This window comes from Streptomyces sp. NPDC002851, from assembly GCF_053591935.1.
This window is the reverse complement of sequence record NZ_JBSFUT010000025.1, coordinates 33,705-46,239: the sequence shown is the minus strand read 5'-3', so window position 1 is coordinate 46,239 and position 12,535 is coordinate 33,705. Positions and strand designations below refer to the sequence as shown.

9 protein-coding genes are annotated in these 12,535 nt (G+C 72.8%); 7 read left to right on the top strand and 2 right to left on the bottom strand.

Annotation, left to right across the window (positions count from 1 at the left end; genetic code table 11):
- Window positions 1-5 precede the first annotated feature (5 nt).
- From ACWD10_RS24720 to ACWD10_RS24700, 5 genes are all read left to right on the top strand, one after another.
- Window positions 6-2,069, top strand: coding sequence for an NAD(P)H-dependent oxidoreductase subunit E (locus tag ACWD10_RS24720; protein ID WP_451094509.1), 2,064 nt, complete (start codon window positions 6-8; stop codon window positions 2,067-2,069).
- A complete protein-coding gene (locus ACWD10_RS24715) occupies window positions 2,066-2,947 on the top strand; it encodes a 2Fe-2S iron-sulfur cluster-binding protein (protein WP_451094507.1) in 882 nt (293 codons plus the stop codon). Before ACWD10_RS24720 ends, ACWD10_RS24715 begins: the two co-directional genes overlap by 4 nt.
- Window positions 2,948-2,954: 7 nt before the next feature.
- Entirely contained in the window at window positions 2,955-3,830 is an 876-nt protein-coding gene (fdhD, locus tag ACWD10_RS24710) for a formate dehydrogenase accessory sulfurtransferase FdhD (protein WP_451094505.1), read from the top strand.
- Window positions 3,831-4,397: 567 nt separating this feature from the next.
- On the top strand, window positions 4,398-6,290 hold the full coding sequence (locus tag ACWD10_RS24705) for an exo-alpha-sialidase (RefSeq protein WP_451094503.1): 1,893 nt from the start codon (window positions 4,398-4,400) through the stop codon (window positions 6,288-6,290).
- A gap of 115 nt (window positions 6,291-6,405) precedes the next feature.
- Window positions 6,406-7,647 carry a DUF4185 domain-containing protein gene (locus ACWD10_RS24700; RefSeq protein ID WP_451094620.1) on the top strand — a complete coding sequence of 414 codons (1,242 nt, stop codon included), beginning with the start codon at window positions 6,406-6,408 and terminating at the stop codon, window positions 7,645-7,647.
- Window positions 7,648-7,668: 21 nt separating this feature from the next.
- On the opposite strand, the gene ACWD10_RS24695 is transcribed toward ACWD10_RS24700, so the two are convergent.
- Window positions 7,669-8,766, bottom strand: coding sequence for a bile acid:sodium symporter family protein (locus ACWD10_RS24695; RefSeq protein ID WP_451094501.1), 1,098 nt, complete (start codon window positions 8,764-8,766; stop codon window positions 7,669-7,671).
- 123 nt (window positions 8,767-8,889) lie between these two features.
- Between ACWD10_RS24695 and ACWD10_RS24690 the strand changes: the two genes are divergently transcribed.
- A complete protein-coding gene (locus tag ACWD10_RS24690; RefSeq protein WP_451094499.1) occupies window positions 8,890-9,756 on the top strand; it encodes a LysR substrate-binding domain-containing protein in 867 nt (288 codons plus the stop codon).
- Here the strand turns inward: ACWD10_RS24690 and ACWD10_RS24685 are convergent, their stop codons facing one another.
- The gene (locus ACWD10_RS24685; protein ID WP_451094497.1) at window positions 9,757-10,734 is read right to left on the bottom strand and encodes an Lrp/AsnC family transcriptional regulator; all 978 of its coding nucleotides are present in this window, start codon (window positions 10,732-10,734) and stop codon (window positions 9,757-9,759) included.
- 134 nt (window positions 10,735-10,868) lie between these two features.
- On the opposite strand from ACWD10_RS24685, the gene ACWD10_RS24680 reads away from it, so the two are divergent.
- Window positions 10,869-12,416, top strand: a complete 1,548-nt coding sequence (locus ACWD10_RS24680) for an MFS transporter (protein WP_451094495.1) — start codon at window positions 10,869-10,871, stop codon at window positions 12,414-12,416.
- Window positions 12,417-12,535: the final 119 nt, after the last annotated feature.

Genomic DNA, 12,535 nt, shown 5'->3' with positions numbered 1-12,535 from the left:
GGGACATGGACCTGCACTTCGGCGACAGCAAGCCCACGGACGAGGAGCGCGAGGCGATCGACACGCTCCTCGGGCCGCCCGGGTCGGCGTGGGAGGGCGCGCAGGACCGGGCCCCCGGGGAACTGCGCTGGGCGCGCGGGGGCCGACCGTCCCGCGACCGCCGCGACCTCCTTCTCCCCGGACTGCACGCCCTCAACGACCGCGTCGGCTGGATCAGCGAGGGCGGCTTCGACTACCTGTGCCGCCGCCTTACGGTGCCGCCCGCGGAGGGGTACGGGGTGGCGACGTTCTACTCGATGTTCGCGGTGCGGCCTCGGCCGGGGACGGTGGTGCAGGTCTGTACGGATCTGGCGTGCGCGGTACGGGGGTCGGGGGAGCTGTGCTCGGGGCTCAAGTCGCGCCTGGGCCCGGCCGGTTCGCCCGTGGGCGGCGCCATCTGGGAACAGAGCCCCTGCCTGGGCCTGTGCGAACGTGCCCCGGCGGCGCTGGTGACACGGGCGGGGGCGGCGCCTGCGGCGGGCTCCTTCCCCAACCCCGCCCCTTCCCGAAACTGGGGCTCCGCCCCAGACCCCGCTCCTCAAACGCCGGAGGGGCTACTAATAGCCCGTCCGGCGTTTGAGGACGAGCGTGTTCAGGGCGATCGGGGGTCCGGGGGCGCAGCCCCCGAAGCCGCCGCAGGCTTTCGGGAAGGGGCGGGGCTGGGGAATGGAAACCCCCGTACCACCGCAGTCGTCGCCCCCGCCACCCCCGACACCGTCACCGCCGCCGCCCACTCCCCCGAGGACGCCACCCCCGAACCTCCGGCCGCCCTCGCCGTCCCCCAGGCAGGCCAGGAGGGCCTGATACTCCTGAGGCGAGTGGGCCTCGTCGACCCGTACGACCTCGACGACTACCGGGCCCACGGCGGCTGCACGGCCCTCCGCAGGGCCTTCGCGCTCGGCCCCGCCGGAGTCATCCGGGAGGTCACCGACGCCGGACTCCTCGGCCGAGGCGGTGCCGCCTTCCCCACGGGACGCAAGTGGCAGGCCACCGCCGCGCAGCCCGATCAACCGCACTACGTCGTGTGCAACGCGGACGAATCGGAGCCCGGCACGTTCAAGGACCGCGTCCTGATGGAGGGCGATCCGTATGCCCTCATCGAGGCGATGACCATCGCGGGGTATGCGACCGGGGCGCACCACGGCTACCTCTACCTCCGCGGCGAATACCCGCGCGCCCTGGAGCGGCTCTCCCACGCCATCAGCCGGGCCCGCGCCCGCGGGCTGCTCGGGGACGACATCCTCGGCCAGGGGTACGCCTTCGACATCGAGATCCGGCGCGGCGCGGGCGCGTACATCTGCGGTGAGGAGACCGCGCTGTTCAACTCGATCGAGGGGTACCGGGGCGAGCCCCGCTCCAAGCCGCCGTTCCCGGTCGAGAAGGGCCTCTTCGGCAAGCCGACCGCCGCCAACAACGTCGAGACGCTCGTCAATGTGCTGCCGATCCTGACCATGGGGGCTCAGGCGTACGCGGCCATCGGGACCGGGCAGTCCACCGGGCCCAAGCTCTTCTGCGTGTCCGGGAACGTGGCCCGGCCCGGCATCTACGAGCTGCCGTTCGGCGCCACCCTCGGCGAGCTGCTCACCCTCGCCGGGAAGCCGGACCGGCTGCGCGCCGTGCTGCTCGGCGGTGCCGCGGGTGGGTTCGTGCGCGGGGACGAGCTGGACATCCCCCTCACGTTCGAGGGGACCCGGGAGGCGGGCACCACCCTCGGCTCCGGTGTCGTGCTCGCCCTCGACGACTCCGTCCCGCTGCCCCGGATGCTGCTGCGCATCGCGGAGTTCTTCCGGGACGAGTCGTGCGGGCAGTGCGTGCCCTGCCGGGTCGGCACCGTACGCCAGGAGGAGGCGCTGCACCGGATCGCCGACCGCACCGGAGCCGCGGCCGCCGATGCCGCCAGTGCCGCCGACGAAATTGCCCTCCTGAGGGAGGTGGGGCGGGCCATGAAGGACGCCTCGATCTGCGGTCTCGGGCAGACCGCGTGGAACGCCGTGGAGTCCGCCATCGACCGTTTGGGGGCGTACGAATGACCGCAGCAGCCGCACCACGGGGCCCGGTCCCCCTGGCCCCACCGCGTCGTCTCGTCGAGTTCACGCTCGACGGCGAGCCCGTCCGCGTACCGGAAGGATCGACGCTCCTGGACGCGTGCCGGGCCGCGGGCAAGGACGTGCCGACGCTCTGCCAGGGCGACACGCTCACGCCGAAGAACGCCTGCCGGGTGTGTGTGGTCGAGGTCGAGGGCGCCCGCACCCTCGCCCCGGCCTGTTCCCGCAAGGCCGAGCCCGGCATGGAGGTGCGCACGGACAGCGAGCGGGCCCGGCACAGCCGCAAGATCGTGCTCGAACTCCTCGCCTCCTCGGTCGACTTGTCGACCACGCCGCAGGTCCAGGAGTGGCTCAAGGAGTACGAGGCCAAGCCTGAGCGCTTCGGCCCGGACGCGGCCCGGCTCAACGAGTCCCCGAAGATCGACAACGATCTGTACGTCCGCGACTACGACAAGTGCATCCTCTGCTACAAGTGCGTGGACGCCTGTGGCGAGCAGTGGCAGAACACCTTCGCGATCTCCGTCGCGGGGCGCGGCTTCGACGCCCGGATCGCCGTCGAGCACGACGCGCCGCTCACCGACTCCGCCTGCGTGTACTGCGGCAACTGCATCGAGGTGTGCCCGACCGGCGCGCTCAGCTTCAAGAGCGAGTACGACATGCGGGCCGCCGGGACCTGGGACGAGGCCCGGCAGACGGAGACGACCACGGTGTGCGCGTACTGCGGCGTCGGCTGCAACCTCACTCTGCACGTGCAGGACAATGAAATCGTCAAGGTCACCTCGCCGCACGACAACCCGGTGACCCACGGCAACCTCTGCATCAAGGGCCGCTTCGGCTACCAACACGTACAGAACCGGGACTGATCACCACATGGGACGCGTCACCGAGCGACGCCGCGTCATCCGTATCCGGGACGGGGCCGCGTCCGCCCGCCCGGACACGCTCGTCGCGGAGGAGCCCCTCGAGATCCGCCTGAACGGCAAGCCGCTCGCCATCACCATGCGCACGCCCGGCGACGACTTCGCGCTGGCCGCGGGCTTCCTGGTCAGCGAGGGCGTCCTCGGTGCGGCGGAGGAGCTGCGGAACATCGTGTACTGCGCGGGCGCGACGGCCGACGGCTCGAACACGTACAACGTCGTGGACGTCCAGACGGCACCGGGTGTGCGGATCCCGGACATCACCCTGGAGCGGAACGTCTACACCACCTCGTCCTGCGGCCTGTGCGGCAAGGCCAGCCTGGACGCGGTACGCACCACGGCCCGCTGGCCCATCGACGACACCGCGGGGTCCCCGGAATCCACCGCATCCTCCCCGGTCCGGCTTCAGCCCGAGCTGCTCGCGAGCCTCCCCGACCGGCTGCGGGCCTCGCAGCGGGTCTTCGACCGGACCGGGGGACTGCACGCGGCGGCCCTGTTCACGGAGGACGGTGAACTCCTGGACATACGCGAGGATGTGGGCCGCCACAACGCCGTGGACAAACTGGTCGGCCGCGCGCTCCAGCGCGGCGACCTGCCGCTGGCCCGGACCGTGCTGCTCGTCTCCGGGCGTGCCTCCTTCGAGCTGGCGCAGAAGGCGGTGATGGCGGGCATTCCGGTCCTCGCGGCGGTCTCGGCACCCTCCTCGCTCGCCGTCGACCTGGCCGCCGAGACCGGCCTCACCCTGGTGGGCTTCCTGCGGGGCTCCTCCATGAACGTGTACGCGGGCGAGCAGCGCGTCACCCTGCCGGCCACGGCCGCCCGGGGCTGACCGGCCCGGCGCCCGCGTCACGGCGCCGGGACCCGGCCCGACGGGGAGCGCCCCCTGCGTCGGGCCGGGTCCCCACGCGCGGCGCCCCGCAGGGGCGTGTTCACGTATCCGTACCGTCGGCCGTATCCGTACCGTCGGCTCGGGTGCCGCACCTGGGGGCTGCGCCCCCAGACCCCGCCATGTCGCGCTGAACGCGCTCGTCCTCAAACGCCGGACAGGCTGATTGTGGGCGGGCGGGAGTTACTGCGACCCGTAGTACGGCCCGAAAGAATCCCCCGTATGCCGCGATCCGGCCCGTGCGCGGGTCCTTGTCGGGGCCCTTCACCCCAAGTAGCTTCAATGGCACGCACGTTGGACGTGGGATGTCCGGATGTCCCGTTGTACGGATGTCCCCGTGCACATGCCTCGTACGGACGTCCCGCGACCCCCAGGCCTCAGGACCCCCCACGCCATGCCGGTCCGGACAAGCCGTGAAAGGCAGGTCGCACCATGCCGTCCAGACTCCGTGCCCGACCCCCAGGAGCGCAGCCGCACCGCAAGGACTTGAGTACGCGTCAGAATGGGCGGATGAGGGCCAGGTTGAGAGCAGCCCTCGCCGCCGGTGTCGCCGCCGGTGTCACCGCCGCCGCCACCGCGGCCGTCGCCGTCTTCCCCACCCCCGGTCATGCCACGCAGCAGCAGGCCGTCGCGCCGACCGGGTTCGAGCAGCAGGTCCTCTTCAAGGCGTCGCAGGATCCCGGTTACGCGTGCTACCGCATACCGGCCGTCGTCAGGACGACCGAGGGCACCCTGCTCGCCTTCGCCGAGGGCCGGACCAACGACTGCAGCGACGCCGGGGATATAGATCTGGTCGTGAAGCGCTCCACCGACGGCGGCCGCACCTGGGGACCGTTACGGGTCATCAGCGAGGGCGCGGGCGACACCCACGGCAACCCCGCGCCCATGGTGGACCGGAACACCGGCCGGATCCTGCTCGCCGAGACCTGGAACCCGGGCAGGCCCGGCGGCGGCAACTGTGACGTGCCCTGTGAGCGCACCCCGCACCTTCAGTACAGCGACGACGACGGCCGCACCTGGTCCGCGCCGCGCGACCTGAGCGACGAGATCATGCCCGACAACTGGAACTCCTGGTACGCCACCGGGCCCCTGCACGGCCTCCAGTTGGAGAACGGGCCGCACCAGGGGCGGCTCGTCTTCGGCGTCAACACCGAGACGTGGAACGGCAGTCGGGTCAGCGCCAACCACGCCGCCCTCATCTACAGCGACGACGGCGGCGACCGGTGGAACATCGGCGCCACCGACAGCTGGCCGATCGCGGACGACGGCACCTTCCGGCAGAAGCCGTCCGAAATGGCCATCACCGAACGCTCCGACGGCGCCGTTCACGTCAGCGGCCGCGAGCAGGACGGCACCGACCTCGGGCACCGCACCCAGGTCGTCAGCCCGGACGGCGGAGAGACGTTCAGCGGCAAGTTCCGGGCCCTGCCCGACCTGTACGCGCCGCAGGTGCAGTGCTCGACGCTGCGCCGCGGGGCCCGGATGCTGCTTGCCTGCCCGGCCGACCCGGACCGGCGCCGCACCATGATGGTCCGGTCCTCGTACGACGAGGGCCGCACCTGGGAGAGCGTGGACCGCGGCACGGTCGTGACGCGCGACTGGTCCGGCTACTCGGACCTGGTGAGCGTCGACGACCGGACCATCGGCCTGATGTACGAGGGCGGGGCCGTGGACGCCCGCGACGAGATCCGCTTCGCCCGGTTCACCGAGGACTGGCTGGCCCCGCGCCGCGGCCCGGACCCGACGACCCCCGACCTCGCTCCGGGCGCACCCGGCGCTGCGGTGCTCGGCGGCGCCCGGCCCACCTCGGGCCGGTTCGGCGGCGCGGTGTCGTTCGACGGCCGGAACGACGCCGTACGCCTCCCGTACCGCGACCGACTCCCGCTGCACGACGGCGATTTCACGGCCTCCCTGTGGTTCCGCTACTCGGCGACGAGCGGCCCGCACCCGTTCCTCTGGATGGGTGGTGTCGGCACCAGGCAGCCTCAGGTCTGGCTGCGCGGCGAGCCCGATTCGGGGCGGATCACCGGCCTGATGACCGCGCGGGACGGCGCCGCGGAGCCGCGCTCGGCGTGGGTGCGGACCAAGTCGGCGTACAACGACGGGAAGTGGCACCACCTCACGCTGCGCCGCGCCGCCGGACGACTCACCCTGACGGTGGACGGCACGTCGACCTCGGCGCCGGACGTGCCCGGCTCGGTGTCGACGATCTCCGGCTTCGGAGTGCACATCGGCCAGCGCCCGGACAGCCTCCAGCACATGACCGGCTCGATAGACGAAGTCCGGGTCGAGAAGGGCGTGTTGAAGGGCAAGGGACCGCGCTCGGACGCGGGCGCCTCGGCCGCCGCGACGGGGTCCACGGTGACGTGGCTGCCCTTGGACCGGGTGGACAACAAGCGTTAACGTCCCGTCCGTGTCCTTACCCCCACCGGACCCACCGCCCTCGCCCACCGCATCGCCGTCCGCCCGTCCCCACACGGGCGGGCGGCGCCGCCGCGGCAGATCGGAGAGACGGGCCCTGGCCCTGCTCCTGACCCTGACCTGCGGGGCGCTGCTGCTCATCGCCCTGACGGACAGCGACCGGCCAGGCGCGCGCGGCACTGCGGCCTGCGCGGCGCGCACGGTGGCGTCGTGGCACGCCGACGAGCGGACGACGACGGAGTTCGCGCGCTACGGCAGCGACGCGTCCCGGACCGACGACTGGACCGGCGGCGACGGCACGCACTCGCTGCGGCTGCCGGACGGGCGGGTGCTCTGGCTGTTCTCGGACACGTTCCTTGGCCAGGTGCACCCGCCGCCGAACCTGGCCGGTCAGCCGTACGCCTGGCGCGACAACACGGCACCGTTCGTCCGCAACTCGGCCGTGGTGATGAGCGGTTCAGGCAGCCTGGAGCGTACGCTCCCGACCCCTCTGTTCCCGGACCCGGCGCCGGGCCAGTGGCGCTGGCCGGTCGCCGCGAAGGTCGAGCCCCGGTCCCCCGGCGCGGCGGAGCAGGTCGTACGGGTCCTGCTGTGGACCCGCGCCACGGGTACCGGGCCTTGGCTGTACGGGGTGCCGCAGGCGACGGAGGTGGCGACGCTGTCCCTGCCCGACCTGCGACTTGAGGGCGTGCGGAAGGTGACGGACCAGGGCGGGGTGCCCGACCCGGCGCAGCGTGTGCTGTACGGCACGGCGGCGGTCGACGGGGACGACGGCCATACGTACGTATTCGGCGGCAACGACGGGAAGACGGCGGTCGGCTCGGCCTCCGACGCGTACCTCGCCCGCGTCCCGGAGGGGCGGCTCGGCGAGCCCGGGGCGTGGCGGTACTGGGACGGCTCCGGGTGGCGGCGTAGTCACGACCGGGCGGCTCCGGTCCTCGGCAACGACGGAGCGAAGAGGGGCGTGGGCAGCTCGTACACGGTGGTGCGCGCCGGCGACACGTGGGTCCTCTTCACGATGGCGGCGGGCGCGCAGGGCCTGTCCACGATCACGTCGTACTGGTCCTGCGCCCCGACGGGCCCGTGGCACGGCCCCACGAAGCGCTTCGCGCCGCCGCTGCCGGAGGACGGGGCGGGCTCGGGGCCGGGCCCGTCCGGTTCGGGGGCGGCGGCGGTCTACAACCCCCAGGCCCACTTGGCGCTTGGCCGCGGCGCAGGGCGAGTGCGGCTGAGCTACGACGTCAACTGGCTCGACGCGGACCCGGGTACGGCCCAGTCCCACGTGAACCGCAACGTGGCGCTGTACCGCCCACGGTTCCTGGAGCTACGCCTCGGCTGACCCCGGTTCGCTTCTGTCCGCTCAGCCGCTACCAGACGCCGAGGCCGGGACCGGGGCCCGCCCCGGGCTCGCCTCGGCCGCCCCCGGCGGGTCCGAAGGGTCCGTGTCGGACGGCTCCTTCGCCTCAACGTCCTTCGCACGCCGCTTCGCGATCACCGCACACACCATCAACTGCATCTGGTGGAACAGCATCAACGGCAGCACCGCCAGCGACGCATGCGCCCCGAACAGCACGCTCGCCATCGGCAAGCCCGCCGCCAGCGACTTCTTCGACCCGGCGAACTGGATCGCGATCCGGTCCGCCCGCCCGAACCCGAGCCGCTTCGCGCCGAACCAGGTGACCGCCAGCATCACCGCGAGCAGCACCGCCTCGACCCCGAGCAACGCGCCGAGCCGCAGCGGGGTCACCTGGCTCCAGATCCCGGCGACCATGCCCTGGCTGAACGCCGCGTAGACGACCAGGAGGATGGAGCCGCGGTCGACGTATCCCAGGACCTTCTTGCGGCGTACGAGAAAACCGCCGATCCAGCGGCGCAGGGCCTGGCCCGCCAGGAACGGCACGAGCAGCTGGAGCACGATCTTCACCAGCGAGTCCGCGGAGAAGTCTGCGCTGCCGTCGTTTCCGCTGATGAGCGCGGCCGCGAGCAGCGGCGTGAGGACGATCCCGGCGAGGGACGAGAAGGACCCGGCGCAGATCGCCGCGGGCACATTGCCGCGCGCGATGGATGTGAAGGCGATCGAGGACTGGACCGTCGACGGCACCAGGGTCAGGAACAGGAAGCCGCTGTAGAGCGCGGGCGTCAGGATGTACGGCACCAGGCCCTTCGCCGCCAGGCCGAGCAGCGGGAAGAGCACGAACGTGGCGGCCAGGACGGTCACGTGGAGCCGCCAGTTCCGCAGGCCGTCGAGCACCTCGCGGGTGGAGAGCCGGGCTCCGTAGAGAAAGAACAGCAGCGCTACCGCCACCGTCGAGGCGCCCGAGGCGACCTCCGCGCCGGTGCCCCTGGCCGGGACGAGGGCCGCGAGGCCCACGGTGCCGAGCAGCAGCAGGATGTACGGGTCGATCGGCAGCCAGGACGGCCAGGTGGGCCGCCAACGGGGCCGGTTCGCGGGTCTCATGTGCTCCACTCGCAGGGGTCGGGACGTGCCCTCTCCATCGTCCTCCCCCACCCGGAAATCGGGAATCCGGTATGCGGGACTTACTGTCATCGTGAATCGTGATAGCCGAGCTACCCTTGCGGCATGTACGACCCGGCACAGCTGCGTACGTTTCTCGCCGTGGCGCAGACGCTGAGCTTCACGCAGGCCGCGCACCGCCTCGGCCTGCGCCAGTCCACGGTCAGCCAGCATGTGCGGCGCCTGGAGGCCGCGACCGGGCGGCAGCTGTTCGTACGGGACACACACAGCGTGCTGCTCACCGAGGACGGCGAGGCGATGCTGGGGTTCGCCCGAACCATCCTGGAGGCGCATGAGCGGGCGGCGGCGTTCTTCGCGGGGACGCGGCTGCGGGGGCGGCTGCGGTTCGGGGCCTCGGAGGACTTCGTCCTGACCCGGCTGCCGGAGATCCTGGAGTCGTTCCGGCGCGAGCACCCCGAGGTCGATCTGGAGCTGACGGTCGAGCTGTCCGGGACGCTGCACGAGCAGCTGGCCGACGGGCGGCTCGACCTGATCCTCGCCAAACGGTCGCGGCGGTCCGGTGGCACGGTGGTCTGGCACGACGAGCTGGTGTGGATCGGCTCGGACCGCTTCCGGCTCGACCCGGATCAGCCGGTACCGCTGATCGTCTATCCGCCGCCGGGCATCACCCGGGCCCGGGCGCTCGAGGTCCTGGAGCGGCACGGGCGAGCGTGGCGCATCGCGTGTACGAGCGGAAGCCTGAACGGCCTTGTGGCGGCGGCCCGCGCCGGGCTCGGCGTGATGGCCCACACCCGCGGCCTGATCCCACCGGGCCTGACCCGGATCCGGGCGGGCCTGCCGGACCTGGGCGGCGTCGACTTCGTCCTTCAGCACGCCGAGCGCGCCCGCACGGCGGCCGCCCGCGGCCCGGCGGAGGCCCTGGCGGCGGCCATCCTGGCGGGCGGCGACCGACTGCACCGGGGTGGCCAGTAGTCAGCGGGTGCGGGGCCGGTACGTCAGCTGCTTGACCCTGCGCAGGAACGGTGCCGTCTCCACATGCTGCACCCCGTCGAGCTGGCCGAGGGTGCCGCTCAGGTAGGCGTACAGCTCGGCGGTGTCGCGTACGACGACGGAGGCGACGAGCCCGGTGGGGCCCGCGGTCGCGTAGGCGGAGGCGACCTCGGGGTGGGTGGCGAGGGCACGGCCGATGGTGTCGAGGGACCGGGGCGCGGCGGTGATCCACAGGAGGGCCGCGGTCCGGTAGCCGAGGCGTTCCGTGTCGTACTCGGTGTCGAGGAACAGCGCGCCGGAAGCGAGGAGTTGGGCGAGGCGCCGCTTGACCGCCGATTCCGAGCGGCCGGTGGCGCGCTGCAGCTCCGGGTAGGTGGCGCGGCCGTCCTTCTTGAGCGCGGCGAACAGCGGGTCGTCCTCCGGCTGAAGCGCGCCGGGGCCGGGGTCGCTCGGCGGCGGGCGCAGGGCGGCGATCTGCTCCGCGTCGAGGGGACCGTGCTTGAGCAGCCAGCCGTCCGGGCCGCCGAAGAACCGGTGCAGGAGCTGGTGGGCGCGGATCTCCACGACGTGCGGGGTGCGCGGCAGCTTGCCGAGCACCAGGTCGTCGTGGTCGCCGGAGGTGCGCGGCCAGGTCATGCAGACGACCTCGGTGCCGCCGGAGGCCAGGCCCACCCAGGCGGTGTCCGGGCGGCGGGCGAGCGCGGCGGCGATGGCCTCGGCGCCGTCGGGGGCACAGCGCACCCGCAGCATCCAGGAGGGGTGGTCGGACCAGGCGGCGCAGCGGACCCCGACGATGCGCAGTCCGACGTTCTCGCGCAGCGCGCGGTAGCGACGGGCCACGGTCTGGTCGGAGACGCCGAGGACGGCGGCGATGCGGCTGAAGGGGGCGCGGCCGTCTAGTTCCAGGGCGTGGAGGAGTTTGCGGTCGAGCTCGTCGAGCGTGACGGAATTCCCGCTCATGGCGTCCCCTTGTGTCGGATTCCGGCGCTGACGCGGCAGTGGCCGGTGTTTCCGGCCGCCGTCGGCTCATCGTACGAGCGAAAACGAACGCACACCGCACCGGGTCGGCCGGGAGCGGGGAGACGGGAGACGTCATGCGCAAGTGGGGACCGTTGACCGCGGTCTGTCTCGGGACGTTCATGCTGCTACTGGACGTGACGATCGCGATCGTGGCGCTGCCGGACATGGCGCGGGCCCTGGGGGCGTCGCTCGGCGCGCTTCAGTGGGTGATCGACGGGTATGCGCTCGCGCTCGCCGCGCTGCTGCTCGGCATCGGCGCGGCGGCGGACCGGCTGGGTCGGCGGCGGGTGCATGTCGCGGGTGTGGTGGTGTTCGCGGGTGCCTCGCTGGCCTGTGGTCTGGCCGGGTCGGCGGAGGTGCTCGTGGCGGCGCGCGGGGTCCAAGGGGTGGGCGCGGCCGCGATGTTCGCGACGACGTTGCCGTTGCTCGGCTCGGTGTACGAGGGGAAGCGGCGGTCGTCGGCGCTCGGCGTGTGGGGCGCGGTCAGCGGGGGCGCGGCGGCGGTCGGTCCGGTGCTCGGCGGGCTGCTCGCCGAGGGTCCTGGCTGGCGCTGGATCTTCTGGGTCAATCTGCCGGTGAGCGTGGCGGCGGTGTGGCTGACGCTGCGCGTGGTGCCGGAGTCGCGGGTAGGGCCTGTCGTCGCCGGGCAGACGGGAGTTCGACGACAGGCCCTGGTCGGGCGGCGGATCGACTGGGCGGGGACGGTGGCGTTCGCGGTGTTCGCGGGTGCGGCGACGTACGCGGTCGTACGGGCGGGGGCCGTGGGCTGGGGCTCGGTGCGCACGCTGGGGATGTTCGGGGTGGCCGCGGCCGGGCTCGGCTGCTTCGTGGTCGCCGAGCGCCGGGTCGCGCATCCGCTGATCGACCTGCGGCTGTTCCGTACGCCCGCGTTCGTGGGCGTGATGGCGGCGGCGCTCGCCTACAACGCGGCGGCGTTCGCGGTGCTTCCGTACACCTCGATCTGGCTGCAGACGGTGCTCGGGCTCAGCCCGGTGGACGGCGGTCTGGTGCTGCTTCCGCTGTCCGCGGCGGCGTTCGTGGTGGCCGCGGTGAGCGGGCGGCTCCTGCACGGCGTCGCGGCCCGGTATGTGATCGGGGCCGGTCTGATCCTGGTCGGCTGCGGCACGCTGGGTCAGGCGGTGCTCGGTGCCGGGTCGTCCTGGACGGCGCTGCTGCCCGGTCTCACAGTGGCCGGTATCGGTGCGGGCCTGGTGGCGCCGTCGCTCGCGGGTGCCGCGCTGGCCGCCGTACCGCCGGAGCGCGCGGGCATGGCCGGGGGTGCCGTGAACACCTTCCGGCAGCTCGGATACGCGTTCGGCGTCGCGGTGTTCGGGGCGGTGGTGACAGATCGGATGGCCGGGGCGCTGTCCAAGGAGGAGGCGCACGCACTGGCGGGCGGCGGCGCGGCAGGGCTGCGCGGCTCGGTGCCGGAGGAGGTGCTGCGCGGGGCGTTCGCCTCCGGGCTCGACGCGGCCGCGGCCGTGGCGGGTGCGGTGGGTCTCGCCGCGGGAGTGCTCGTGCTCCTGCTCGTACGGCCAGACCAGCGGCAGGCGAAGGTGCCCGCCACCGGAACGGCACATATGGATGGGAGGAGTCCGGTAGCACAGCGCAGCAGCGCGTAACCGTTGCGTACGAATTCCGTGGAGATTACGCCACCGAAACTTACCCAGAGGTCAGGAACCGTTCAAGGTTCTGTCCGGCCTCCCCCCTTGTGGCCGCATTTCGGCGGCTGACCAGTACC

Bases quoted from the DNA above. Each gene is read 5' to 3' on its own strand.
- ACWD10_RS24690 (WP_451094499.1), top strand. From the start codon at position 8,890: ATGTACGACCCGGCACAGCTGCGTACGTTTCTCGCCGTGGCGCAGACG.
- ACWD10_RS24715 (WP_451094507.1), top strand. From the start codon at position 2,066: ATGACCGCAGCAGCCGCACCACGGGGCCCGGTCCCCCTGGCCCCACCG.
- ACWD10_RS24720 (WP_451094509.1), top strand. From the start codon at position 6: ATGGACCTGCACTTCGGCGACAGCAAGCCCACGGACGAGGAGCGCGAG.
- fdhD (WP_451094505.1), top strand. From the start codon at position 2,955: ATGGGACGCGTCACCGAGCGACGCCGCGTCATCCGTATCCGGGACGGG.
- ACWD10_RS24685 (WP_451094497.1), bottom strand. From the start codon at position 10,734: ATGAGCGGGAATTCCGTCACGCTCGACGAGCTCGACCGCAAACTCCTC.
- ACWD10_RS24680 (WP_451094495.1), top strand. From the start codon at position 10,869: ATGCGCAAGTGGGGACCGTTGACCGCGGTCTGTCTCGGGACGTTCATG.
- ACWD10_RS24695 (WP_451094501.1), bottom strand. From the start codon at position 8,766: ATGAGACCCGCGAACCGGCCCCGTTGGCGGCCCACCTGGCCGTCCTGG.
- ACWD10_RS24705 (WP_451094503.1), top strand. From the start codon at position 4,398: ATGAGGGCCAGGTTGAGAGCAGCCCTCGCCGCCGGTGTCGCCGCCGGT.